This window comes from Agrococcus baldri, assembly GCA_900114805.1.
GTDB classification, from domain to species: domain Bacteria; phylum Actinomycetota; class Actinomycetes; order Actinomycetales; family Microbacteriaceae; genus Agrococcus; species Agrococcus baldri.
This window is the reverse complement of record FOZN01000001.1, coordinates 177,840-203,175: the sequence shown is the minus strand read 5'-3', so window position 1 is coordinate 203,175 and position 25,336 is coordinate 177,840. Positions and strand designations below refer to the sequence as shown.

Annotated in this window: 15 protein-coding genes; 11 read left to right on the top strand and 4 right to left on the bottom strand. The window is 74.4% G+C overall.

What is annotated here, in order from left to right:
* Positions 1-43 precede the first annotated feature (43 nt).
* From yaaA to BM288_RS00905, 3 genes are all read left to right on the top strand, one after another.
* Positions 44-724: a peroxide stress protein YaaA gene (gene yaaA, locus BM288_RS00915; RefSeq protein ID WP_318255255.1), complete on the top strand. Its 681-nt coding sequence runs from the start codon at positions 44-46 to the stop codon at positions 722-724.
* Between the two features lie 104 nt (positions 725-828).
* Entirely contained in the window at positions 829-1,194 is a 366-nt protein-coding gene (locus BM288_RS00910; RefSeq protein ID WP_092914985.1) for a TfoX/Sxy family protein, read from the top strand.
* Between the two features lie 42 nt (positions 1,195-1,236).
* A complete protein-coding gene (locus BM288_RS00905) occupies positions 1,237-2,190 on the top strand; it encodes an aldo/keto reductase (protein WP_092914983.1) in 954 nt (317 codons plus the stop codon).
* A 27-nt stretch (positions 2,191-2,217) separates the two neighbouring features.
* On the opposite strand, the gene BM288_RS00900 is transcribed toward BM288_RS00905, so the two are convergent.
* Positions 2,218-4,026, bottom strand: a complete 1,809-nt coding sequence (locus BM288_RS00900) for a gamma-glutamyltransferase family protein (RefSeq protein ID WP_092914981.1) — start codon at positions 4,024-4,026, stop codon at positions 2,218-2,220.
* Positions 4,027-4,135: 109 nt separating this feature from the next.
* Entirely contained in the window at positions 4,136-6,361 is a 2,226-nt protein-coding gene (locus BM288_RS00895; protein WP_092914979.1) for a heavy metal translocating P-type ATPase, read from the bottom strand.
* Between the two features lie 90 nt (positions 6,362-6,451).
* Between BM288_RS00895 and BM288_RS00890 the strand changes: the two genes are divergently transcribed.
* The 8 genes from BM288_RS00890 to BM288_RS00855 all read left to right on the top strand — a co-directional run bounded on the left by BM288_RS00890 (position 6,452) and on the right by BM288_RS00855 (position 22,824).
* Positions 6,452-7,540 carry a DUF4192 family protein gene (locus BM288_RS00890; RefSeq protein WP_092914977.1) on the top strand — a complete coding sequence of 363 codons (1,089 nt, stop codon included), beginning with the start codon at positions 6,452-6,454 and terminating at the stop codon, positions 7,538-7,540.
* A 47-nt stretch (positions 7,541-7,587) separates the two neighbouring features.
* Positions 7,588-8,430: a PP2C family protein-serine/threonine phosphatase gene (locus BM288_RS00885; RefSeq protein ID WP_092914975.1), complete on the top strand. Its 843-nt coding sequence runs from the start codon at positions 7,588-7,590 to the stop codon at positions 8,428-8,430.
* Positions 8,430-9,788: a serine/threonine-protein kinase gene (locus BM288_RS00880; protein ID WP_092914973.1), complete on the top strand. Its 1,359-nt coding sequence runs from the start codon at positions 8,430-8,432 to the stop codon at positions 9,786-9,788. The genes BM288_RS00885 and BM288_RS00880 overlap by 1 nt, the downstream gene beginning before the upstream one ends.
* Complete coding sequence (locus BM288_RS00875) at positions 9,785-15,514, top strand: Ig-like domain-containing protein (RefSeq protein ID WP_092914971.1); 5,730 nt, start codon at positions 9,785-9,787, stop codon at positions 15,512-15,514. Before BM288_RS00880 ends, BM288_RS00875 begins: the two co-directional genes overlap by 4 nt.
* A 7-nt stretch (positions 15,515-15,521) precedes the next feature.
* Positions 15,522-16,499, top strand: coding sequence for an AAA family ATPase (locus tag BM288_RS00870; RefSeq protein WP_092914969.1), 978 nt, complete (start codon positions 15,522-15,524; stop codon positions 16,497-16,499).
* A gap of 14 nt (positions 16,500-16,513) precedes the next feature.
* Positions 16,514-17,692: a DUF58 domain-containing protein gene (locus BM288_RS00865; protein ID WP_092914967.1), complete on the top strand. Its 1,179-nt coding sequence runs from the start codon at positions 16,514-16,516 to the stop codon at positions 17,690-17,692.
* Positions 17,689-19,842 (top strand): transglutaminase-like domain-containing protein, encoded by a 2,154-nt coding sequence (locus BM288_RS00860; protein WP_092914965.1) that lies wholly within the window; start codon positions 17,689-17,691, stop codon positions 19,840-19,842. Before BM288_RS00865 ends, BM288_RS00860 begins: the two co-directional genes overlap by 4 nt.
* Before the next feature lie 156 nt (positions 19,843-19,998).
* Complete coding sequence (locus BM288_RS00855) at positions 19,999-22,824, top strand: FtsK/SpoIIIE domain-containing protein (protein WP_092914963.1); 2,826 nt, start codon at positions 19,999-20,001, stop codon at positions 22,822-22,824.
* Here the strand turns inward: BM288_RS00855 and ald are convergent.
* Positions 22,791-23,903, bottom strand: coding sequence for an alanine dehydrogenase (gene ald / locus BM288_RS00850; RefSeq protein WP_092916121.1), 1,113 nt, complete (start codon positions 23,901-23,903; stop codon positions 22,791-22,793). The genes BM288_RS00855 and ald overlap by 34 nt on opposite strands.
* Positions 23,903-25,237, bottom strand: coding sequence for an aminotransferase class III-fold pyridoxal phosphate-dependent enzyme (locus tag BM288_RS00845; protein WP_177220183.1), 1,335 nt, complete (start codon positions 25,235-25,237; stop codon positions 23,903-23,905). The genes ald and BM288_RS00845 overlap by 1 nt, the downstream gene beginning before the upstream one ends.
* Between the last annotated feature and the right edge of the window lie 99 nt (positions 25,238-25,336).

The following is a 25,336-nucleotide window of genomic DNA, read 5'->3' as shown; positions in this document are numbered from 1 at the left end:
GAGCGGCGCAAGCCTCACGACGGCCAGGCCGGGTGAGTCCCCATTGGGATTCCCCGGGCTGGCCGTCGCCCGTTCGCGGGCCCTGGCTGCGCTCGACCGCCTGGTCGCCGCTGGGCAGGATGTCTCGACGCCCGCGAAGGCCCGCGCCGCCGCCGACAACGCGGCCGTGCGCTCGGCACCGACCATGCCGGCGATCGACCGCTACACGGGCGTGCTCTACGACGCGCTCGGCGCCGGCTCGCTCGATGCCGACGCTCGCGCCTGGGTCGAGACCCACGTCGTCATCCAGTCGGCCCTGCTCGGCTTCGTGCGCGCATCCGACCACATCCCCGCCTACAAGGTGTCCGAGCACACAAAGCTGCCGGGGGAGCGGATGCGCGACCTCTGGTCCGAGGCCGGTGCGGTGATCGACGGCTTCGCTCTCGACCTGCGCTCGAAGGCCTACGCCGCGCTCGCGCCGGTCGCGGGCGCGGTGCCGGTCGAGATCGTCTCGCCCGAGGGCAAGGCGCTCAACCACTGGAACAAGGCGGGCAAGGGCGCGCTGGTGCGCTCGCTCGCAGAGGCTGCCGTCGAGGTCGATTCGGCGGATGCGCTGGTGCGCTGGGCGGCGTCGGCGTCGGTGCCGCTGACCGGCACCGAGACGGGCCTGCGCCTGGTCGTGCAGGACCCCCGCTTGGCCCCGTCTGAGCCGGGCACCGCCGCTGGACCCGTTCAGGATCGGTAGACCCCTTCGCGCAGGCGGTCAGAGCCTGCTGGACCTGTTCGAGACTGGGGGACCTGTTCGAACGGGTCCCGCGATCCCCAAGAGGTCCGTTCTAGGATCGAGCCGTGTCGAACCGTGCCGAGACGCTGCAGCGCATCCGCGAGGCCTTCGAGCCGCTGCCGATCCGGCTGCAGCCGATGTTCGGCGAGCAGGCGATCTACTGCGACGACCGCATCTTCGGCTTCATCTGCGACGACACCCTGCTGCTCAAGCTCGTGCCCGAGGCGACCGAGCTCACCGAGCAGCTCCCGCGCGGCGAGGCCTACCCGGGCTCCAAGCCCTACGGCATCGTCGACGACGATGCGATGGACGACATCGACTGGCTCCACGAGGTCGCGCAGACCATCGCCGCGACCCAGCCGCACAAGCCCGCCAAGCCGCGGAAGCCCGCGGCCGGCACAGCGAAGGCGCGGCGACCGGGCGCGCACTGACCGCGGCGGAGATCGCCAGCCGACGTCGGTAGCCTGTCTGACATGACGCGCACACTCGGCACCAGCGGCATCGAGGTCTCACCCATCGGCCTCGGATGCAACAACTTCGGTCGCAAGGGCACCCGCACGGAGGACCAGTCGGGCACCGACGCGGTCATCCACGCCGCCATCGACCACGGCATCACGCTGTTCGACACCGCCGACATCTACGGCAACCCCGCCACGACGTCCGAGACGCTCATGGGCGTCGCACTGGCGAAGGCCGGCAGCGCCGCCCGCGACAAGGTCGTGCTTGCCACCAAGTGGGGCCACCAGGGCTTCGCGATCGACGGCACCGAGACGTGGGGCCCCAAGGGCGCGCGGCAGTACATCCGCAAGGCCGTCGAGGCTTCGCTGCGCCGGCTGCAGACCGACCGCATCGACCTCTACCAGCAGCACACGCCCGACCCCGAGACGCCCATCGAGGAGACCGTGCGCGCGCTCGACGAGCTCGTCGCCGAGGGCAAGATCCGCGCCTACGGCCACTCGAACTTCAGCCCCGAGCAGATCGCCGCCGCGGCCGAGGTCGAGACGCCGAACGGGTTCGTCTCGGCGCAGGACGAGTACTCGCTCGTCGCCCGCGACGTCGAGAAGGAGGTGCTGCCGGCCGTGCTCGAGACCGGCATCGGATTCCTGCCCTACTTCCCGCTCGCCAACGGCCTGCTCTCCGGCAAGTACTCGAAGGGCACGGGGCCGGCGGATGCGCGTCTGACCGCCCTGAAGCCGCAGCTGCTCGAGCAGACCGACTGGGCGCGCATCGACGAGTACGAGCGCATCGTCGGCGACGCCGGCACGACCATGCTCGTGACCACCTTCCAGTGGATGCTCGCGCAGCCGGCCGTCACGAGCGTCATCGCCGGAGCGACCCGGCCCGAGCAGGTCGCGCAGAATGCGGCGGCCGGCAAGGGCGAGCTCGACGCGGCCACCATCGAGCGCATCGCCGACCTCTTCTCCTAGCGGCTGCCGCGCTGGCGCAGCGCAGCGCTATCGGAGTGCCGCGTAGCCCTGCTCGCCGCGCGGATTCGCGGCCGCGCGGATCGTCGGCAGGCGGCGGCGCTCCTCGCCGCCAGCGCCCGGACCGGCAGCGCCCGCCTCGAACGACGCGAACGAGAGCCGCCCGAGCGACCAGGGCCCCGCATCCGTCACCACGTGGCCGCGCCGGCGCAGCTCGGCGATGGTCGCCTCGCCCAGCCGCGACTCGACGTGCAGCCCGCCGGGCTCCCACACGCGCGGCTCAAACGACGAGACCAGGTGCGTCAGATGCCAGGCGGGCGCGTCGATCGCCGCCTGCGGGCTGAGCCCCAGCACCCGCATGCCCAGCAGCATCGAGAGCTGCCACTGATCCTGCTGGTCGCCGCCGGGCGTGCCGAGCGCCGCCACCGTGCCGTCGTCGTCGACCAGCATCGTCGGCGACAGGGTGGTGCGGGGGCGGATGCCCGGTGCCAGGCTCGTGGGCAGCCCGGGTTCCAGCCACAGCATCTGGGCACGCGTGCCGAGGCAGAAGCCGAGCTCGGCGATCGTCGGGCTCGACTGCAGCCAGCCGCCCGACGGCGTGGCGGAGACGACCATGCCGTCCCTGTCGACGACGTCGATGTGGCAGGTGTCGCCGCGCGTGGGCTCGCCGGTGCCGGCGGCGGCTGCGCCGCCGTCCGCGGCGGCGGCGGCCGCGTGCTCGTCGGCGGTGCGCACCTGCGCGAGCCGTGGAGCGCCGTGCAGAGCGCCGGGCCGCAGCGCCAGCGACGCCTGCTCGCCGATGAGCGCGCGCCGCTCGGCGAGATAGTCGGGGTGCAGCAGCCGCGACAGGTCGGCCCCGTCGCCGAACCAGGCGTCGCGGTCGGCGAACGCGAGCTTCGCCGCCTCGGCCGCGACGTGCACGAGATCGGGACCGAACGCATCCGACCCCTCGTGCGCGGCACGCTCCGGCAGCAGCGGGTCGAGGATGCCGAGCGCCTCGAGCAGCGCCGGGCCCTGCGTCCAAGCACCGGCCTTGTGCACGGTGGTGCCGCGCCAGGGCAGCGAGAGGGTGTCCTCCCACTGGGGGCGCCAAGCGGCCAGGTCGTCGCCCGTGAGCAGGCCCGCGTGGGCCTCGCCGGTGGAGTCCATCTGCGGCTCGCGGCTGTGGCGGTCGATCGCCTCCGCGACGAAGCCCTCGCTCCAGGCGGCGATGGCGGCATCGCACGCGGCCTCGCGCGCCTTGCCACGGCCTGCGTCGGCGAGGCGCCGGTAGGTCTCGGCCAGCGCCGGATTGCGGATCATGTCCCAGTCGGCGGGCGCCGGGTCGGCCCAGAGCGCAGCCGAGGCGGGCCAGTGCTCGCGGAAGAAGTCGGCGCGGCCGGCGATCGTGCGGGCGACGCGCGGCAGCACCCGGTGGCCGCGGTCGGCCAGCTCGATCGCGAACGCCAGCACCTCGGCGGGCGCCCAGCTGCCGTGGTCGCGCAGCAGCGTCAGCCACGCGGGCACCGCACCCGGCACGACCGCCGCGAGCAGGCCGGTGCCGGGGATGTGTTCGATGCCCTCCGCGCGCATCTGCTCGATGGTCGCGGCGGCAGGCGTGACGCCCTGGCCGCTCAGCACCCGCGGCTCGCCGCCCGGCACCCGCACGATCAGCGGCATGTCGCCGCCCGGCCCGTTCAGGTGCGGCTCGACCACGTGCAGCACGAAGCCGGCAGCGACAGCCGCATCGGCGGCATTGCCGCCGCGCTCGAGCACGGCCATGCCGCTGGAGGAGGCGAGCCAATGCGTGGAGGCGACCGCCCCGAACGAACCGGTGAGCTCTGGGCGGGTGCGCATCATGCGGACACGTTAGCGCCGTCGCGCCCCCCACCCCCCCAGGTACAGGGCTGTCTGCTCCTGCACCGCACCGCGAGCAGCAGACCGCCGTATATCGGTGCCCGGGCGCCGCTCAGGCTGCGAACGCCCGCGCTGCCGATCGTGCCGGGTCGAGGTCCAGCCGACGCAGCAGCTGTGCGTTGAGCGCCACCACCACCGTCGAGACCGACATCAGCAGCGCACCCACCGACATCGGCAGCACGAAGCCGACGGGCGCGAGCACCCCCGCCGCGAGCGGCACCGACAGCAGGTTGTAGCCGGCAGCCCACCAGAGGTTCTGCACCATCTTCCGTGCGCTCGCGCTCGAGAGCTGCACCACCGAGACGACGCTGCGGGGATCCGAGCTTGCGAGGATCACATCGGCCGAGGCGATCGCCACATCGGTGCCCGCGCCGATCGCGAGCCCCACGTCGGCGCGCGCGAGCGCCGGCGCATCGTTCACGCCGTCGCCCACGAACGCCACCCGGCGCCCCTCGCCCTGCAGGCGGGCGACCTCGCGCTCCTTGTGCTCGGGGCGCACGCCCGCCGCAACCCGGTCGATGCCCAGCTCCTTCGCGACCGACTGCGCCACCGCCTCGGCATCGCCCGTGACCATCGCGACCTCGATGCCCAGCGCGTGCAGCGCATCCACTGCCTGCCTCGACTCCTCGCGGATCTCGTCGGCGAGCCGCAGCGCACCGGCGACCTCGCCGTCGACGACCACGTGCAGGATGATCGCGCCCTCGGCACGCCACGGCTCGACCGCGGGCAGCTCCTGCGCTCCCTCCTCAGCCAGCATGTGCGGGCCGCCCACGCGCACGGTGCGGCCGTCGACCGTGGCGGTGACGCCGACGGCGGGGGAGGACGTGAAGTCGGATGCCTCTGGCACGGTCAGGCGCGCGTCCTCGGCCGCGCGCACGATGGCCCGGGCGAGGGGGTGCTCGCTCGGGGTCTCCGCCGCGGCAGCCAGCGCGAGCAGTCGGTCGGCGGCACCGAGGCCCGCGTGCGCGTCGGCCACGAGGTGCTCGAGCACGACCGGCTCGCCCGCGGTGAGCGTGCCGGTCTTGTCGAAGAGCACGACGTCGATGTGCCGCATGGTCTCGAGCGCGAGGCGGTCGGCGATCAGCACACCGCCGCGGGCCGCGCGCTCCGTGGCAATCGAGACGACCAGCGGGATGGCCAGGCCCAGCGCGTGCGGGCACGCGATCACGAGCACCGTGACCGCGCGGATGACGGCGTCGTCGGGCATGCCGACCAGCGACCATACGACCGCGGTGACGACGGCCGCGCCCAGCGCGAACCAGAACAGCCAGCCCGCGGCGCGATCGGCGAGGCGCTGCGCCTTCGAGGTCGAGGCCTGCGCGTGGGCGACCAGGCGCCGGATCCCCGCCAGCGCCGTCTCGTCGCCCACCGCGTCGATGCGCACGCGCACACCCGAGTCGGTCGCCACCGTGCCGGCGACGACCCGGTCACCCGCACCGCGCGCGACGGGGCGAGACTCGCCGGTGATCATGGCCTCGTCGAAGCTGGCTGATCCCTCGATCACGACGCCGTCGGCCGGGACGCGCGCGCCGGGGCGCACGACCACCACGTCGTCGAGCTGCAGTGCGTCGGGGGAGACGAGCTCGGTGCCGCCGTCGACGACCCGCTCGGCCTCGTCGGGCAGCAGGGCCGCGAGCGAGTCGAGCGCGCTGGAGGTCTGCGCGAGCGAGCGCATCTCGATCCAGTGCCCCAGCAGCATGATCACGATCAGCAGCGCGAGCTCCCACCAGAACTCGAGCTCGTGGTCGGCCAGCCCGAGGGTGGACGCCCAGGAGGCGACGAACGCGACGGTGATCGCGAGCCCGATCAGCAGCATCATGCCCGGCTTGCGCGCGCGCAGCTCGTCGACCGCGCCGGTCAGGAACGGCCTGCCGCCGACGACGTACATGATCGTGCCGAGCACGGGGGCGACCCAGTGGAGCCACGGCCAATCGGGCAGCGTGTAACCGACGATCGAGGCGAACATGCCGCTCAGCAGCACCGTGGGCACGGCGAGCGCGAGCATCCACCAGAACAGGCGACGGTAGATCGCGACATGGTCGCCGTGGCCCGCGTGGCCCGCGTGGCCGTCGTGACTCGCGTGCGCGTCGTGGCCCGCGTGGCCGTCGTGACTCGCGCGGGTATCGTGACCGGCGTGCGTGTCGTGACCGGCGTGCGCGTCGTGACCGGCGTGCGTGTCGTGACTGGCGTGCGTGTCGTGACCGGCGTGCGTGTCGTGACTGGCGTGCGCGTCGTGCGTTGCCTGGGCGTGGTGGCTGGTCTCGTCGGTCCCGCTCATGCTTGTCAGGCTATACCCCCTAGGGGTATATATCCACACCCCTTCAATGGGATGCCGCGCGGTACTCGTGCGGTGCCGCACCCTGCGCGCATGGAGACCATTCGCATCCGCACCCCGCAATCCCTGCTGCAGCTGCTGCCGCGCCTGGTCGGCGAGGTCGGTGCGCCATCGCTCGTGGCGCTGCCGTTCTCGGACGGCCGCTCCGGCATGCCGATGGCGCTCGACCTGCCCGCGGCGCACAGCGTCGAGGCCGTCGCCCGGGCGATCCGGTCGAGCGCCCTCGGCGCCGAGGCCGTCGTGCTGATCGCCTGCCTCCCCGAGTCGCTCGGCGCCGGTCCGCTGCCGTTGCGCGACGAGCTGCTCGGCGTGGCCGAGCGACTCGACCGTGCGGGCATCCGCATCCTGGAGCTGCTCGCGATCGCCCCCGACGCGTGGGGCGACTACGCCCATCCCGATGCCGCGCGCGGGCCGCTCGCCGAGCTCGACCTGCTCGACGACCCAGCGCCCGGTGTGCCGGCGCCGAGGCGCGTGCCGGGGTTGCCGGAGGGCGACTGCGGCGCCGCCGGGCAGGCGGTCGCCACCCGGCTCGAGGCGCTGCAGCGCGCCGAGCTGGATGCGGCCCGGGCGGCCCCGATCGAGGCGCTCGAGCTCGCAGTGGCCCTGGCGCCGCAGCTGGACTCGGGGCCGGGCGCGCTGGGCGTCGATCCGGCGCGGGCCGCAGCGCTCGCCGCCGTCCTGGTCGCCAGCCCGCTCCTGCGCGATCTCGCGATCGAGCTCGCCATCGACGGCATCGACGCGGCGCAGCACACGCTGGCCGCGAGCCAGGACGCAGACGCGATCGCCGGCGGTACGGCGGCGAACCGCTTCATGGGCGTCGGGCCGGCACCCGACGCGGAGCGCCTGCACGAGCGCCTCCGCCGATGGAGCGCGATCGCCGAGGCAGTGCCCCTCGAGGCACGCGCACCGCTGCTCGTGATCGTCGGATTCCTGCAGTTCTTCGTGGGCAGGGGCCGCACCGCGGCACGCTGCGCCGAGCTGGCGATGGCGGTCGATCCGGGTCTGACGATGGCGCCGCTGCTGCGCGACATCGTCGACGCCAGAGGCGCTCCCGACTGGGTGCTGCGACCTGATGTCTCAGCCATGCAGCAGACGGGAGGATCCGGTGCGGATGCCCGTTGATGGGCGTGGTGCATCACCTGGCGTCCGATCATGGGAGACTGGAGGATGTGACCCATATCGGACCGGCGACCGGCGAGCACGCGACAGAGGGCCCTGAGGGGCAGCGGTTCGCGGTGCGCTGGGCAGGTCTGACCGACACCGGCTTCCGCCGCCAGCACAACGAGGACTCCCTCGTCACGCAGCCGCCGATCTTCGCGGTGGCCGACGGCATGGGCGGTCACTCCCACGGCGACCTCGCCAGCAAGGCAGTCGCCGAGGAGCTCGGGGGACTCGCGGACCTCGAGGCCGTCGAGCCGATCGATGTCGTCGACGCCCTCCGGCGCGCGACTGACATCATCGAGAAGCTCGGCGACGGCGAGGGGGCCGCAGGCACCACCGTCACCGGCTGCGCGTTCGCGATGCACGACGACGCCCCGCACTTCGCGGTCTTCAACGTGGGCGACTCCCGCACCTATGCGATGCTCGGCGAGCGACTCACGCGCATCACCATCGACCACTCGGTCGTGCAGGAGCTGATCGACGCGGGCCTGCTCACCGAGGAAGAGGCCGAGACGCACCCGGAGGCCAACGTCGTCACGCGCGGCGTCGGCGCCGGCATCGACCCGGTGCCCGACTACTTCCTGCTGCCGATCATGCCCCAGCTGCGGCTGCTGGTCTGCTCCGACGGCCTCACCAAGGAGGTGCACGACATCGAGATCGAGCGCCTGCTGAGTGAGCACGCGGAGCCCGCAGCCGCCGCCAGCGCGCTCGTCGCCGCTGCGCTCGACAACGGCGGACGCGACAACGTCTCCGTCATCGTCGTCGACGTCACGAAGGCCCCCACCGTCGACGACGTCGACCGCACCGTGCCCCGGACGACGCTGCGCGACGAGGAGACCAGGCGAGCCTGATGGCCAGGCGGCTTCCCTCCGCGCCCCCGGTCCTTCCCGGCTACTCGCACCTCCACGTGCTCGGCACGGGCGGCTATGCCGACGTCTTCCTGTACGAGCAGGCGCTGCCGCGCAGGCCGGTCGCGGTCAAGGTGCTGCTGGCCGAGCTCGTCGACGAGGACGTGCGCCGCTCGTTCCGCACCGAGGTCAACCTGATGGGCCGCCTCTCCTCGCATCCGAGCATCCTCACCGTCTACGGGGCCAGCGTCGCCAGCGACGGCCGCCCCTACCTCGTGATGGAGCTCGCCAACCCCGAGCTGGGCGACCGCTTCCGCACCGAGCCGCTGCAGGTCGAGGCCGCGCTGCGCGTGGCCATCCGCATCGGCGCCGCCGTCGAGACCGCGCACCGCGCCGGCGTGCTGCACCGCGACATCAAGCCCGCCAACATCCTCACCACCTCCTTCGGCCACCCGGTGCTGAGCGACTTCGGCATCGCCGGCCTGCAGCACGACACCACCGAGGCGGCCGGCGTCTCGGTGCCCTGGGCGGCACCCGAGGTGCTGCGCGGCGACACCGGCGGCACCGTCGCCACCGAGGTCTGGTCGCTCGGCGCGACGATCTTCTCCCTCATCGCCGGACGCAGCCCCGCAGAGCAGCCCGGCCGGGCCAACGACCACGACGCGCTCAGCGGCCGCATCATGAACCACGAGCTGCTGCCATCGCGCGCCATCCCGGTGCCGCTGCGCGCCGTGCTCGACAAGGCGCTCGCGGCCAAGCCCAGCGACCGCTACGAGTCCGTCGAGGCGATGCTGCTCGAGCTGCAGGCCGTGCAGCGCGAGCTCGGCTTCGACGAGACCCCCGTCGAGGTCGAGGTCGACGCGTGGGCCGCGGAGCCCGCGCCCGAGCACGAGGTCGAGGAGGATTCGGATGCGCTGCGGCTGCGCGCGCGACGCTCCCGCAGGGGTGCGGGCATCACGGGCAGCCGGGTCGACATCTCGCAGTCCACCGGCAGGCGGCAGCCGCAGAAGCCCAAGCGCTTCGCGATCGGCGTCGGGATCGGCGTCGCGAGCATCGTCGTGCTGGGCATCGTCGCGGTCGCGGCCATGGCGCTCTCGAGCGTCTCGCAGCAGATTCCCGTGGTCGCAGAGGTGGTGGCGGCACCCGAGTCCGGTCGCGTCGTGTACAGCTGGGACGACCCCGGGCTGGTCGGCACCGACTCGTACCACGTGCGCACCACGACGGGCGATGCGTTCATCCAGGGCGGCCGCGAGTTCTCGCTCACGGGCGAGCCGGGCGAGCAGCTGTGCATCGACGTCGCCGTCAACCGCGACGGTGCCACGGGTGAGCCCACCAGGGCGTGCGCGGAGCCATTGCCGTGAAGCGCCGCGTCGCCGGTGTCGCGCTGGGCAGCCTGCTGGCTGCCGGCGTCGTCGCCGGGGCGGTGCTGACGCCCGGCTACGCATCGCTCGAGCCGCACCTCGACGGCTCGAGCGTCTGGATCGCGAACGCCGACGCCGGCGTGATCGGGCTCGCGAACACCGCGAACAGCTCGATCGAGCGGATCGTCAGCGCCGGCTCCGCCGACCTGGCGCTGCAGGCCGCCAGCGGCACCATCATCATCGACCGGGACGCCTCGACCGCCCGTGTCGTGCTCGAGGGCGCCGCACAGCCGGGCCCGGCGGTGCCGATCGCACCCGAGGCCGAGGTGGGCGTGCGAGGCGATCGCATCGTCGTCACCTCGCCCTCCACCGGCGATGTCTGGCGCACCACCACAGGCGCGCTCGCTGAGGGCGCTCCGCTCGGCGACGCAGTCGTCGCGCTCGGCAGCGGTGGCGTGGCCGTGCTCACCGACGACGGCCTGCTGGCCGCCTCGCCCGGCCTCGGCCGAGTGCTGCGCGTCGACGCTGCGGGCGAGATCGTCTCGAGCGACCGCGCGCCGGTGTCGCCCTCGGCTCCCGAGCTGCAGCTGACGGTGCTCGGCGACGACTGGGTGCTCTACGACTCGGGCTCCGGCGTGCTCTCCACGCGCACCTGGCAGACGGTGCTGGATGCCAGCGGCGTGCGCCTGCAGGAGCCCGGCGCGGCCTCCCAGACCGTGGTCTACGCCGCCGACGGCACGCTCGTGCGCCAGCGGCTGGGCGTGCCGAGCTCGACCGTGCTCGCCTCCGGCGCCGGCGGCGAGGCCGCCAACCCCATCGTGACCGAGGAGTGCGTCTTCGCGGTCTGGCACGGCGGCACCGCCTGGCGCTCGTGCGAGGGTGCCGAGCCCGTCGTGCTGAGCCTCGAGGAGGTCGCGGTCGACGCCGACCTGCGCATCGTGCAGCGCGGCAGCGCCACAGCGGTCGTCGACCCCGGCACCGGCGATGCCTGGGCGATCGATCGCGACGGCAGCCGCATCACCGGCTGGGAGCTCGCCGACGAGGAGCCGACTCCCGAGGATCCTGCCGAGGGCGAGACCGTCGAGGAGACGGTGGAGGCCGACCCTGCGCCGCCGGTCGCCGAGGACGACGAGCTCGGCGCTCGCCCCGGCGCGGTCGCGCTGCTGCCGGTGCTGCTCAACGACAGCGATGCGAACGGCGACCCCATCGTCATCACCGAGGCGCAGGTCGACCGCGACGACGCATCCGTCTCCCTCACGCCCGACGGCCGCAGCATCCGGCTGGAGGCCCCGGAGTCGGGGGAGGCTCGCGTCAGCTACCGGGTCTCGGACGGGACCATGAGCGACCAGGCCGTCGCGACCGTCACGATCCGCTCGGGCGATGAGCCGCCGGAGCTCGTCCGGCCCCTGCAGGCGACGCTCGAGGCCGGCGGGTCGATCGTGCTCGATGCGCTCGACGGCTGGGTCGACCCGGAGGGCGACCCGCTCGCCGTGCTCTCCGCCGCCGCAGAGGAGCCCGATCGCGTCAGCGTGCGTGCCGACGGCAGGCTCGAGTTCCGCGACGGCCGCGCGGGCGCCCAGCGGGAGGTGCGCGTGACCGTCACGGACGGCGAGCACGAGGTGACCGAGACGATCGCGCTCACCGTGCACGCGGGCACCGTGCCCATCACCGCGCAGCCCGTCACCGCGGTCACCCGGGTGGGACACGAGCTCGTGCTCGAGCCGCTGCTGGCCGCGCGCGGCGGATCCGGCGAGCTGAGCCTGCACAACGTGGTCGCCGGTGCCGCCCCCGTCACCCCCGACTTCTCCGACGGCACCATCAGGGTCAGCCCCACCGAGCCCGGCCTGCTGCGCTTCGGCTACGTCGTCAGCGACGGCGAGTCGACCAGGAACGGGCTCGTGGCCGTGCGCGTGCTGGAGGGCACCGATGCCTCCTCCGCACCGGTCACGCGGCCCGCCAGGGCCACGGTGCCGGCGATCAGCGCGACCGAGGTGGAGGTCGGCTCGCTCGCCCACGACCCGGCCGGCGGCGTGGTGGCGATCACGGAGGCATCCTCCGACAGCGAGAGCGTGCGCGCCGAGGTGATCGACGGCGAGCGCGTGCGGCTCTCGCTCGCCGACGACCTCGAGGGCGACGCGAGCGTGACGTACACGGTCACGAACGGCCTCACCTCGGCGACCGGCGAGCTGCGGGTGTCGCAGTCGGCGACGGCGGCCGTGCAGGCACCGATCGCGCGCGACGACGTCGTCTCGGTGCGACCGGGCGGCCTGGTCGAGATCCCGGTGCTCGCCAACGACGAGCAGCCTGACGGCCTGCCCATCGCACTCGAGCCGGAGCCGGTGGCGGCGCCGGAGGAGGGCCTGCTGTTCGTCGACGGCGACCGGATGCGCTACGTCGCCGCCCAGGAGCCCGGCACGTTCACGGCCACCTACGCCGTGCGCGGCCCGGACGGCCAGACGGCGAGCGCCGACATCACGCTGCGGGTCGTCGACGCCGCAACGGGGACGAATGCGGCACCCATCGCGCCCACGATCGAGGCCCGCGTGGTGGCGGGCGCGAGCGTCGACCTGCCGCTGCCGCTCTCGCACGCCGACCCGAACGGAGACCCCGTGCAGCTGCTCGGGCCATCCGCCGCGCCGGCGCTCGGCTTCGTCACGCAGTCGGGCCGCTCGTCGACGCTGCGCTACCAGGCGGGGGACTACTCGGAGGGCACCGACGAGTTCCGCTACCGCATCAAGGACGACCTCGGCGCGGTCGCGGAGGGGCTCGTGCGGATCACCGTCGTGCCGCCCGGGCCGGCGCTGCCGCCTGTGCTCGAGGCCGACGAGGCGCAGATGCGGCCCGACTCGACGCTCGTGGTGCCCGTGCTCGACAACGACAGCGACCCCGCAGGGCTGCCGCTGGAGATCGTCGGCATCGAGGTCGTCACGACCGGCGCGACCGTCGAGCAGCGCGACGGCGCCGTGCTGGTGACCGCGGGTCCCGACGCGTCGGCGATCGGCGTGCTGGTGACGGTCGAGAACTCGGCCGGCTCGAGCGCCACCAGCTGGCTGCGCATCGAGGTCGACCCCGACGCGCCGCCGCCCGCGCCGGACGTGGAGGACGTGCAGGTGGCGATCCAGTCGATCGCCGATGCCGAGGCGGTCGTCATCGAGCCGCTGGCGCACGCCTCGGTGCGGGACGGCCGCAGCGACGTGCTCGAGGCCGCGCTGCCGCTCGAGACCACCGGTGTGCAGCTGCGCGACGACGGCGCCATCGAGATCGCGGTCACCGACCGCACCCGCTTCGTACCCTTCACCATCACCCGCAGCGACGACCCGTCGGCGACCGGCACCGCCGTGATCGCCGTGCCTGGGCGGCTCGACGCGCTGCCTCAGCTGCGCGCCGGCGTCGCGCCGCTGAGGGTGCAGGCGGGAGAGACGATCGAGATCGCCATCGACGACGTCGTCGACACCGTCGACGGCAGCGGCGTCCTCCTCACCGACGCGAGCGCCGTCGAGGTCTCGCCCGACTCCGGGGTGAACCCGGTGATCGACCTCAAGACGCTGCGCTTCGCGCCTCCACCCACCTACTACGGTCCAGCCAGCATCAGCTTCGAGGTCACCGACGGCGACAGCGCGACCGATCCGGAGGGCCGCATCGGCACCATCGTGCTGCCCATCGAGGTCGTGCCCGGCGACGATCAGCCGCTGGGCGTGCTCGGCGCCTACGTGCGGCTCGAGGCGGGCGATGAGCGAGAGATCGACCTGACCCGCATCACCCGCTCGCCGGATCCGGCACGGCTGCAGGCTGCCACGTGGGCGATCCTCGAGGGCGTTCCGCCGGGCTTTCGCGCCTCCGTCACCGGCTCGACGCTGACGGTCGCCGCGCTGGAGGGCACCGCCGCCGGCACCACCGAGGATGTCGAGATCGGCGTCTGGGACTCCGCGGGCGAGGGCCAGAGCGGTGCCGTGCGGCTGCAGGTGATCACCTCGACCAGACCGCTCGCCGCCCCGGTCGCCGACGCGGTCACCGTGCAGCGCGGCAGGAGCGCGCAGGTGACGCCGCTCGCCAACGACGAGGCCTCCAACCCCTTCCCGACTGTGCCGCTGCGCATCGGCGCGATCAGCGAGGAGGGCGCTGCCGAGCGCGGCATCAGCGCCTCGCTCGACGGCGGCACCGTGACGATCGACGTGGATGGCGCGGCGCAGATCGGCACCACCATCGTGCGCGTGCTGGTCGTCGATGCGACAGATGCGCCCAGCCGCGCCGTCTGGAGCCCGATCACCGTGACGGTGCAGGACGTGCCGGATGCGCCTGCGCCACCCGTGCAGGCGTTCGACGAGCACGTCGACGGGGTGGTCACGATGCGCATCGAGCCGCCCGCCGCGAATGGCAGCCCCATCACCGGCTACCGGATCCTCGGCGGCGAGACCACCTACGAATGCGGCGCCGAGCCGCGCTGCCGCATCGAGGGCCTGCCGCCCGGCGTCGAGCTGCGCCTGCGCGCGGTCGCCGTCAACGCACTGGGTGCCAGTGCGCCCTCCGCCGCCTCCGAGCCGGTGCACGCCGACCGACGCCCGGCGGTCGTGCGGGGCATCACTGCCGCACCCACCGGCGAGCCCGGCTCGATGCGCATCACCTGGCAGCCGGTGCCGCAGCCGCAGGGCGGCACGCCCATCGAGGGCTACCTGGTGCGCATCACCGGCAACGGGGCCGACCGCATCCTGCGCGCGGGAGCCACCGAGCGCAGCACCGTGGTGACCGACCTGACGCCCGGGCTGGCGTACTCCGTGGCCGTCGCCGCGCGGAACGCCGCCGGCGTACCCGACGAGGGCTGGCGCTGGCCCAGCGCGCCGGTGCCGTTCACCGCCGTCGGCGAGCCCGCCACGACGCCGGTGCTGATCACCGGCCAGACCACCGGCACCGTCACCGCCAGCTGGTCGCGGGTCGACGCCGGCGGCGCGTCGAGCGTCGCCTACGCGGCGCGCATCGTGCCGGTCGGCGAGGCCGCCTCGCTCGGCTGCGACAGCAGCGGCACCGGCGTGCCGGCCGGCAGCACCGCCACGAGCGCGACGCTCTCGGTGGCGGAGGGCTCGCGCGCGGTCGTCGCGGTCATCGCCGACAACGGCTGGCACTGCTCCGTCTCCCTCTCCGACCCGGTCTTCGGCAAGCCCGCACCGGTCGATGCCGCACAGGTGCGGGTCTCCGCCGGCGCAGCGCAGGTGCGCGACGACGCGCTCGACCTGCAGCTGACGCAGGTGCCATCGCTGCCCAGCGGCATGTGGTTCGAGGCGCGCGTGCGGCAGGCGCCGCAGGCGACCGAGCCGGTCTGGACGCGGGTGGGCGCGAACTCGTGGCTCACCCCGACGACCACGTCCTTCGCCTACGGGCGCGAGGCATCCGTCGACCTGCGCGCCTGCGCGCCCTCCGGCGCCGGCGCCGCGAAGGTGTGCTCCGATCCGACCTCGGTCGGCAGCGGCATGCCGCTGAGCCTCGAGGCCACCGTCAACGCGTGCACCCCGCTCGCACCGCTGAACGCCACACCGCCCGCGAACGCCGGCGCGACCATCCGGGGAGAGGTGGTGGCCTCCTACCTCATCGGCAGCACCTGGAGCTCGGAGCGGGCGGCATCCGAGCCCGTTCCGGCGGGGGCGACGCAGGTGCGGGCGTGGGGCGTCGTAACCTATCTGGAGTCCAGACCGCATCGCGACGAGCAGCCGACCGTCGCGGGCTGCGGGCTGTGAGCAGGCCATGACCATCGACCGAAGGGAGTCGCCCGTGGAGGTCGATGTCGCGAGCATCCAGGAGCTGGCAGAGCACGTCGTCGAGCGCGTCGAGCGGGTGCTGGTGGGCAAGCCCCTCGCGGTGCAGCTCTCGCTCACGGCCATGCTCAGCCACGGCCATCTGCTGATCGAGGACAACCCCGGCACCGGCAAGACCTCGCTCGCCCGCGCGCTCGCGGCCACCATCGACGGCACCGCCAGCCGCATCCAGTTCACGCCCGACCTGCTGCCCGGCGACATCACCGGCGTGAGCGTCTGGAGCCAGGGGCGCGGCGAGTTCGAGTACCGCCCGGGCCCGGTCTTCGCCAACGTGGTGCTCGCCGACGAGATCAACCGCGCGAGCCCGAAGACGCAGTCGGCGCTGCTGGAGGTGATGCAGGAGGGTCACGTCACGGTCGACGGCATCGCGCACCCGGTGCCGCATCCGTTCATGGTGATCGCGACGCAGAACCCCATCGAGCACGCCGGCACCTACCAGCTGCCAGAGGCCCAGCTCGACCGCTTCGCCCTCAAGGCGTCCATCGGCTACCCCGACCACGCCTCGACGCTGCGCATCCTCACCGATTCGGGCGAAGAGGTCTCGCCCGACGAGATCAAGCCGGTGGCGGATGCGCGGCTCATCCAGGCGATGGCGGCCCGGATCCGCAAGGTGCACGTCGAGGCGTCGATCGTCGACTACGTCGCCCGCCTGGTCGACGCCACCCGGGAGGCGGACGAGGTGCGGCTGGGCGTCTCGGTGCGCGGCGCGCTCGCGCTCGTGCGCACGTCGCGCGCGTGGGCGGCGATCCACGGCCGCGACTACGTCACGCCCGACGACGTCAAGGCGCTCACGGTGCCTGCCCTCGCGCACCGGCTGGTGCTGCAGCCCGAGGCCGAGTTCGATGACGTGCGCCCCGAGAGCATCGTGCAGCAGCTGATGCTGACCGTGGCGCCGCCCAGGCGCTGAGACCGGGCACCGCGATGCGCGCACTCGACGCCGTCACGCGCACGCTCAGCCCGTGGGGCTGGTCGCTGGTCGCGGTGGTCGTGCTCGGGCTCGTGCTGGCGCGCACGCTGGGTTGGACGGAGGCGCTGGTCGCGGCCGTGGCGGCCGCGGTGCTGCTGCTGGGCGCCATCCCGTGGATCGTGGGCGAGCGCTGGGCGCGGGCCCGCATCGGCCTGAGCGCCGAGCGGGTGCCGGTCGGGGCCGATGCGCTCGCGCTGGTGGAGGTGTCGCGGCCGACCCGGGCGGCGACGCCCAATCAGGTCGACCTCGTCGTGGGCGAGGACGAGGTGGTGCTGGAGATTCCGCCGATCGAGGTCGGCGGGAGAGTGGTGCGCTCGGTGCCGCTGGACACCTCCCGGCGCGGCCTGCGCACCATCGGCCCCGCCACCATCATCCGCACCGACCCCTTCGGCGTGCTCGAGCGGCGCCACCGCCTGACCGACTCCCGCACGCTCGTCGTGCACCCGCGCGTGGTGCGGCTGCCGGGCGGCGCGGGCGGCATCGTGCGCGACCTCGACGGCGAGGCGGCCGCCGAGCGCACCGCCGACGACGTCTCCTTCCACAGCCTGCGCGAGTACGCGCCGGGCGACGACCGCCGGCTGGTGCACTGGCGCTCGAGCGCCCGGCTGGGCACGCTGCTGGTGCGGCAGTTCGAGCCGTCCAGGCGCGCCGACACCCTGATCGTGCTCTCCACCGACCCGCGCGAGTACGACGGCGACGACTTCGAGCTCGCGCTCTCGCTGGTCGGCACCCTGGGACTGGCGGCGATGGCCGACCGCCGCGCCCTGCGCATCGTCGAGAGCCCGCGCGGCGAGCGCGGCGAGGCGCACGCCATCGACGCGGCGACGCGCGATCGGCTGCTCGATGCCCTCGCCGTGCTCCAGCCGCAGCAGCCCCTCGGCATCGCCGCGGCCGCTCGCGCCTCCCGGCGAGCGGCGCCCGGCAGCCTCGCCTGGCTCATCACCGGCTCCACCGTCCCGCCTCGCACGCTCCGCACGGCGGCCAACGGCATGCCCGCCGGCGTCGTCTCGGTGGTCGTGCGCGCCGCGGTGGGAGCGCTGCCGTCCCGCTCGCGGCTCGGCGACGCCGATGTCGTCACCGTCGGCGCCATCGAGGATCTCTCGCGCGGCATCGGGCAGTCGAGGCAGCGATGATCCAGCGCGCCCCCGCCGTCGCGATGCTGCTGCTGGCCATCGGTGCCGCCTGCGTGCCCATGTGGTGGATCTTCGGCACGCTGCAGCTGGTGGTGGCGCTGGCCGTCGTGCTGCTCGTCGGCGCCGCGATCGCGTGGCTGGGCACCGTGCGCCACTGGTCGTCGATCACGATCATCCTCACCGGCCTCGCCGCGCTCGCCCTGCTCGCCGTGCCGCTCACCGCGCCCCAGCGCATCCCTCGCGGGGAGTGGCTGCCGGCCCTGCCGGACGCCGCCGCCGCGGTGGTGCTCGCCTGGCGCCGCCTGCTGACCATCGGCCTGCCGGTCGGCACCGGCGACTCGCTGCTCATGGCACCGGTCGTCCTGGTGCTCGCCGGCACGATCATCGGCGTGTCGCTCGCGCTCCGCTCGAAGCGGGCGGAGACCGCGGCGCTCGTGCCGGCCGCCATCGCGGCCTGGTCGATCCTGTGGGGTCCGCACGAGCTGCCCAACCCGTGGCTGACGGGGCTGGCCTCGATCGTGCCGATCGCCGGGTACGTCGCCATCGTGCGGCAGGCGCGCCGCCGCCGCAGGGCTCCCCGCGCGCTCTCGTCGCTCGCGCGCCGGGTCGGCGCCGGTGCGGTGGTCGCGGTGCTCGCGGTGGGCGCCGCCGGCGCGGCGGGTGCGGTCGTCCCGCTGCCCGACCGCACGGTGCTGCGCGGCGACAGCCCCTCGTCGATCGATCTCCAGGGCACCTCGCCGCTGGCCGCCTACCGCTCCTTCTGGTCGCCCGAGAGCCGTGACGCCGCCCAGCTGACGGTCACCGGTCTCGAGCCGGGTGACCGCATCCGCATGGCCGTGCTGGAGAGCTACGACGGCGAGGTGCTGGGCATCGGCCGCTCGGCGTTCGAGCGCGTGCCGATCGCCGAGCCGGGCGACGGCCGCGTGATCGGCGTCACGGTCGACGCGCTGACCACCCCGTGGCTGCCGGTGGTGGGCAGCCCCTCCGCGATCCGCTTCGTGGGCGACCGCGCCGAGCGGCTCGCCGCCGGGCTGCACCGCAACGACGCGCTCGGCACCTACTTCTTGGAGCTCGGCATCGCGCCCGGCGACGGCTACCAGATGCTCTCCGAGCCCGGCCACCCGATGGTCGCGCCGGAGGCCGTGGCCGCGCTCGAGCCCGCCGACCCCCGGCAGGGCTCGCAGTCGCTGCCCGACGCCATGCTCGGCCGGCTCGCGGCGTGGACGGGCGAGGCGGCGACGCCCAGCGAGCGGCTCGCCGCGATGCTCGAGGGGCTGCGCGCCGACGGCTACGTCAGCCATGGCGTGGAGGCCGACGAGGCGCCCTCGCGCCCCGGGCACTCGCTCGAGCGGCTCGAGGAGATGTTCGCCGAGCCGATGATCGGCGACGCCGAGCAGTACGCCACCGCCGCCATGCTGCTGGCGCGGCAGCTGGGCTTCGACGCGCGGGTGGTCGTCGGCTTCACGCCCGAGGGCATCGCGTCCGGCCAGCCGACCGGCGTCGTCGGCGCCGATGCGGATGCGTGGATCGAGGTGCGGACGGAGGCCGGCTGGGTGGGGCTCGACGTGACGCCGGAGCCGCGACCGATCCCCGAGCAGGAGCAGGGCTCGCCGACGACCGTCGAGGAGCCGCCGATGCAGCAGGCGCCCGCACCGGCCCCCGGCGGGCAGACCGAGGGCGGTGACGCCGCGGCACCCAGCGCGCCGCAGGACACCGACGACGGCATGGCGCGGCTGCTGCAGGTGCTCGCCGCCAGTGCCGCGGTGCTCGGTCTGCTGGCGCTCGTCGCCGCGATCCCGGTCGGGCTGGTGGTGGCGAAGGTCGTGCGCCGCCGGCGGCGACGGAGCGCCGAGGAGCCGCGCGATCGGGCGGAGGGCGCGTGGGCCGAGGTGGTCGACGGGCTCCGCGACCGCGGCGAGACGCTGCCGCCCGGCGGCACGCGCCTCGAGCAGGCGGCCGCCGACGCGCGCATGCGCGAGCTCGCGCACCGCGTGGACCGCGCCGTGTTCGCGGCCGACCCGCCCAGCGAGCCCGAGGTCGACGCGACGTGGATGCTGGGCCGCGCGGTGCTCGACGCGCGCGACGCCGGTCAGGGATGGCTGCAGCCGCTCCTGACTCGGCTGAACCCCGCCTCGCTCGTGCGGCGCTAGCGAGCGCGGCCGCAGCGCTCCCGATGGGCCCGCCGCCGGCCGTGGCTGCCGCGGCGCTCCCGATGGGCCCGCCGCCGGCGATGGCTGCCGCGGCGCTCTCCACAGGCGCGCCGTCGCCCGCCGCGCACGCGCGCGCCGCTGGCGCATCCTGCCGCCATGCCGACCCGCATCGACCTGCCGCGCCCGCCCGCAGACCCCGAGCCCGCGCCGTTCCCGCTGCTGGCGAGCCTGGCGCCGGTGCTGGGCGCCGGCGCCATGTGGCTGCTGCTGCAGACGCCCACGGTGCTGGTCTTCGCCATCCTCGGACCGGTGATCGCGGTGGCGAGCATGGGCGACGGCCGCCGCAATCGCAAGCGACGGCGCGCGCGGGAGGCGGCGCGCTGGAGGGCCGAGATCGCCGAGGTCGCGAACCGGATCGACACGGCGCTCGACGAGCAGCGGGCCGAGCTCGCCGCCGCGCACCCGGGGCCGCGGGCCGTGGCCGCCCGTCCCTCCCATGATCCGCACCGGTGGCGGCGGGAGCCCGGCGCTGCGGTGCCGGTGGTGCTGGGCACGGGGCCGCTGGCCTCCGGCATCGCCGTCGAGGGCGAGGTGCCGGCGACCGAGCCGGCGGTGCGCAGGCTGGGTGCCGCCGAGCAGGCCGAGCGGCTGCGCTCGGCGGCGGCGGTCGTCGAGGGCCCGCTCGTGGTCGACGCGCGCGAGGGGATCGGCATCGTCGGTCCGCCGCTCATCGCCCTCGCACTCGCGCGCTCGGCGGTCGTGCAGGCGGCGGATGCGGTGCCACCCGACGCCGCGGAGGCGATCGTCCCAGCCGACCCGGCCTGGGACTGGCTGGCGCAGCTGCCGCATCCGATCCACCGCGAGCCGGGCTCGAGCGTGCGCCTGGTGGGCGACGGTGTGGAGGTGACGATCGCGGTGGCCGAGCACGCCTCGCAGCTGCCGCGCGAGTGCCGCATCGTCGTGCACGCCTCGCTCGATGCGGCGCGCGTCGGCGAGCGCACCTGCACCCCCGCGGCGATCGCCGAGCGCGAGGCGCTGGCGGCGGTCGAGACCCTGGCTGCGGCAGCCGCGCACGCCGGCATCCGGCTGGCGGGCGGCCTGCCCGCCCATGTCGAGCTCGAGACGCTGCCGGTGGCCGAGGGCGGGCTCGCCGCGGTCTTCCTCGCCGACGAGGCGCCGATCGAGCTCGACCTCGTGCGCGATGGCCCGCACGCGGTGGTCGGCGGCACGACGGGCTCTGGCAAGAGCGAGCTGCTGATCGCCTGGGTGGCGGCGATGGCCGCCGGGCGCTCGACCGCGGAGGTCTCGTTCCTCCTGGTCGACTTCAAGGGCGGCGCCTCCTTCGCGCCGCTGCTGGGCCTGGCGCACTGCGTCGGCGTGATGACCGATCTCGACCAGGCGGGCGCGGTGCGCGCGATCGAGAGCCTGAAGGCCGAGCTGCGCCGCCGCGAGCGGCTGCTGGCCGAGCAGGGCGCGCGATCGATCGAGGAGGCCGTGGGCATGCCGCGGCTGGTGATCGTGGTCGACGAGTTCGCCGCCATGCTCGCCGAGCTGCCCGACCTGCACCGGCTCTTCGTCGATCTCGCCGCCCGCGGCCGCTCGCTCGGCGTGCACCTGGTGCTCTGCACGCAGCGGCCTGCAGAGGCGGTGCGCGACTCGCTGCTGGCCAACTGCGGCATCCGCATCTCGCTGCGCGTCACCGACGAGCACGACGCGGTCGCCGTCACCGGTGACGCCTCGGCCGCGTCGATCCCGCTGGCGGCACGCGGTCGCTGCGTCGTGCGGGTCAGCGGCGGGGCCACCCGCACGGCGCAGGCGGCGCTGGCCGGGCCCGCGCACCTGGCCGCGCTGGTCGCTGCGGCCGCCGAGCAGCCGCGCGCCCCGCGGCCCTGGCGCGAGCCGCTGCCGGCCTCGTTGCCGCTGGCGGCCGTCGACGCGGCGATCCGCGCCGCGGCAGCCGGGAGGGTCGGCACGGGTGGGCAGTCGGACGCCGTGCGCTCGGACGCCGTGCGCTCGGACGCCGTGCGCTCGGACGCCGCGCGCACGGACACCGCGCCCGCGGGAATCCGGCTGGGCCTCGTCGACCGACCCGCAGAGCAGCTGGTCGCGCCGGTGCTGTGGCGGCCGCGGACCGACGGCGCGCTACTGGTGGTCGGGGGAGCGGCGAGCGGCCGCACGAGCCTCGCCGAGCTGCTCGCCGGCCAGCTCGGCACGAGCGTCGTCGACCGCGAGGACGCCCTCTGGGATGCGCTGCACGAGCCCGGCCCGCTGGTGGTCGACGACCTCGACCTGCAGCTGGCTCGCCTCAGCGACGAGCAGCAGTCGAGCGTCGCGCAGACCCTCGCCCGCCGCATGCGGGAGGGGTCGCCGGTGGCGCTCACCGCGCGCCGGGTCTCGACCGCGATGGGGCAGATCGCGCCGCTGGCCGAGCTGCGCATCCTGCTGCGCATCGCGAGCAGGCAGGAGCACATCGTGGCCGGCGGCGCCGGGCATCTGCACGACGGCGCGCTGCCGCCCGGCGCGGGCTGGCTCGACGACGAGCGCATCCAGCTCGCGCTGCCCGAGGGCCCGGCGGCCAGGCGCGCGCCCCGCGCGGTGCCGCTGCCGGAGGGCCCGATCGCCGCGGTGCTCGGCCCGGGTGCGCAGCTGCCGGCCGCGCTCGCCGCGCTCGACCTGGCGGCGCGCTCGGCGAAGCCGGGGCAGGGTGCCGCCGGCGGCGACGCAGCGGGGCCCGCCACGGGTGCCGCCCCCGAGCTCGTGCTCGGCTCGGTCGGCGAGTGGGAGGCGGCGTGGGGCGAGCTCGACCGGCTGCGCGCCGAGCGGCCGGTGCTGGTGCTCGGGGTGGACGAGCGGCAGCTGCGACAGGTGCTGCGGCACGCGCCGCCGCCGCCGCCGATGCGCTCGGCACCGGCCTGGGTGCTCGACGGCGGCCGCTTCGAGCGGCTGCGCTACCCCAGCAGCGAGGCGAGCGGCGTCGCCTGAGTGTCGAGCGCCGACGCGACCGCGGCATTGGCCACCTGCCCGCCGGTGGTGTTCAGCCCGGCCGCCAGTCCCGCATCCGCCTGCAGCGCCCCCCGCCAGCCGAGATCGGCCAGCCGCGTGGTCGCGTGCAGCGTGGCGTTGGTGAGCGCCTCGGTCGAGGTGCGCGGCACCGCGCCCGGCAGGTTCGTGACGCATGCGAAGACGGTGTCGTGCACGCGGAAGGTCGGCTGCTGGTGGGTCGTCGGCCGCGAGTCGGCGAAGCAGCCGCCCTGGTCGATCGCGATGTCGACCAGCACGGAACCGGGCCGCATGGCCTGGACCATCTCGGTGGTGACGAGCTTCGGCGCCTTCGCGCCGGGGATCAGCACCGAGCCGATCACCAGGTCGGCGTCGCGCACCGACTCCGAGACGGTGACGCGGTTCGAGTGCAGCGTCTGCACGCGGCCGCCGTAGATGGTGTCGAACTGCCGCAGGCGGGGGAGCGAGACGTCGAGCACCGTCACGCGCGAGCCGAGGCCCACGGCCATCTCGACCGCGGCCGTGCCGGCGACGCCGCCGCCGACCACGACCGTGTGGCCCGTACGGGTGCCGGGCACGCCGCCCAGCAGCAGCCCGGCACCGCCGGCGGGGGCGGTCAGCAGGGAGGCGCCCTGCACGACCGAGAGCCGGCCGGCGACCTCGCTCATGGGGGCGAGCATCGGCAGCGAGCCGTCGGGCGCGCGCACCGTCTCGTAGGCGATCGCCGTCGTGCCCGCGTCGAGCAGCGCCTGCGCCAGCACCGGCTCCGCCGCCAGGTGCAGGTAGGCGAACAGCGTCAGGTCCTCGCGCAGGAAGCCGTACTCGGCCGGGATCGGCTCCTTGACCTTCAGCACCAGCTCGGCCGCCCACGCCTCGGCCGCGGTCGCGACGATGCGCGCACCGGCCTCCTCGTAGGCGGTATCCGGGAAGCCGCTGCCGGCGCCGGCGCCGGTCTCCACCAGCACCTCGTGGCCGCGGGCGACGAGCTCGGTCGCGCCGGTCGCCGTAAGGGCGACCCGCGCTTCGTCTGCCTTCGTCTCGCGGGGGACCCCGATCCGCATCACTTGGCGCTCAGGCTCGACGCGATCGCGCGGCCGATCACATCGATCGCCTCGCGGATCTGGTCGTCGGTGATCGCGAGGCTCGGCAGGAAGCGCAGCACGTTGTAGTCGGTGCCGGCGGTCAGCACGAGCACGCCGTCGAGCCCGGCTGCCGCCGAGATCGGAGCGGTCGGGATCGGTGCGCCCGATTCCGGGTCGATGAACTCGATCGCCAGCATCGCGCCCTTGCCGCGCACCTCGATGATCTCGGGGTGCTGCTCGGCCAGCTGGTCCAGCAGCGGCCGCATCACGCGCTCGATGCGCTGCGCCTCGCCGTTCAGGTCGTCGGCCTCGAGCTGCTCGAAGATCGCCACCGCGGCGGCGCACGCGATCGGGTTGCCGCCGAAGGTGCCGCCCAGGCCGCCGACATGCACGCTGTCCATGATCTCGGCGCGGCCGGTGACACCGGCCAGCGGCAGGCCGCCGGCGATGCCCTTGGCCGAGAGCACCAGGTCGGGCACCCAGTCGAAGTGCTCGGAGGCGAAGGTCGCGCCGGTGCGGCAGATGCCGGACTGCACCTCATCGGCGATCATGACGACGCCGTTTGCGGTGCACCACTCCTGCATGGCGGGCAGGTAGCCGTCAGCGGGCACGATGAACCCGCCCTCGCCCTGGATGGGCTCGATCACGAGGCACGAGAGGTCCTCGACGCCCACGTGCTTCTCGAGGTAGTACTGGGTGCGCTCGGCGGCCTCAGCGCCCGTCAGCCCGTCCTGCAGCGGGTAGGAGCCCGGCGCGTGGAAGATGTCAGAGGCGAGCGGGCCCATGCCGGATGCGTACGGCATCGGCTTGTAGTTCATGGTCATCGTCAGGTTCGTGCGGCCGTGGTAGCCGTGCTCGACGACGGCGACGGCGCGGCGGCCGGTGTACTTGCGCGCGATCTTCACGCCGTTCTCGACAGCCTCCGAGCCTGAGTTCACGAAGAACGACTTCTTGGCGTGGTCGCCCGGGGTGTGCGCCGCGAGGTACTCGGCGACCCGCACGTAGGGCTCATAGGGCGTGGTGCCGAACAGCGAGTGCGTGAGCTTGCCCACCTGCTCGCGCACCGCGGCCACCACCTTGTCGTTGGTGTGACCGATGGTCGTGACGCCGATGCCGCAGCCGAGGTCGATGAACCGGTTGCCGTCGACGTCGGTGATGATCGCGTCGTGCGCCGACTCGATGAACACGGGCAGCTGGTGCGGCACCGCCTTCGCGACGACGCGCTCCTTGCGCTCCAGCAGGGCGCGGCTGTTCGGGCCGGGGATCTCGGTGACGATGGAGCGGGAGAGCGCAGGCGCGGCGATGTCGGTCATGCCGCCGATCCTACGCTGAGCGGCATGGTCAGGACAGCCGGTCGGCACTGGTGATCCGCCCATCACGGCCCGCCGATGCTGGAAGCGCCACGAGGGCCT

Bases quoted from the DNA above. Each gene is read 5' to 3' on its own strand.
- ald (WP_092916121.1), bottom strand. From the start codon at position 23,903: ATGCGGATCGGGGTCCCCCGCGAGACGAAGGCAGACGAAGCGCGGGTC.
- BM288_RS00900 (WP_092914981.1), bottom strand. From the start codon at position 4,026: ATGATGCGCACCCGCCCAGAGCTCACCGGTTCGTTCGGGGCGGTCGCC.
- BM288_RS00880 (WP_092914973.1), top strand. From the start codon at position 8,430: ATGGCCAGGCGGCTTCCCTCCGCGCCCCCGGTCCTTCCCGGCTACTCG.
- BM288_RS00845 (WP_177220183.1), bottom strand. From the start codon at position 25,237: ATGACCGACATCGCCGCGCCTGCGCTCTCCCGCTCCATCGTCACCGAG.
- BM288_RS00855 (WP_092914963.1), top strand. From the start codon at position 19,999: ATGCCGACCCGCATCGACCTGCCGCGCCCGCCCGCAGACCCCGAGCCC.
- BM288_RS00905 (WP_092914983.1), top strand. From the start codon at position 1,237: ATGACGCGCACACTCGGCACCAGCGGCATCGAGGTCTCACCCATCGGC.
- BM288_RS00895 (WP_092914979.1), bottom strand. From the start codon at position 6,361: ATGAGCGGGACCGACGAGACCAGCCACCACGCCCAGGCAACGCACGAC.
- BM288_RS00860 (WP_092914965.1), top strand. From the start codon at position 17,689: ATGATCCAGCGCGCCCCCGCCGTCGCGATGCTGCTGCTGGCCATCGGT.
- BM288_RS00890 (WP_092914977.1), top strand. From the start codon at position 6,452: ATGGAGACCATTCGCATCCGCACCCCGCAATCCCTGCTGCAGCTGCTG.
- BM288_RS00865 (WP_092914967.1), top strand. From the start codon at position 16,514: ATGCGCGCACTCGACGCCGTCACGCGCACGCTCAGCCCGTGGGGCTGG.
- BM288_RS00870 (WP_092914969.1), top strand. From the start codon at position 15,522: ATGACCATCGACCGAAGGGAGTCGCCCGTGGAGGTCGATGTCGCGAGC.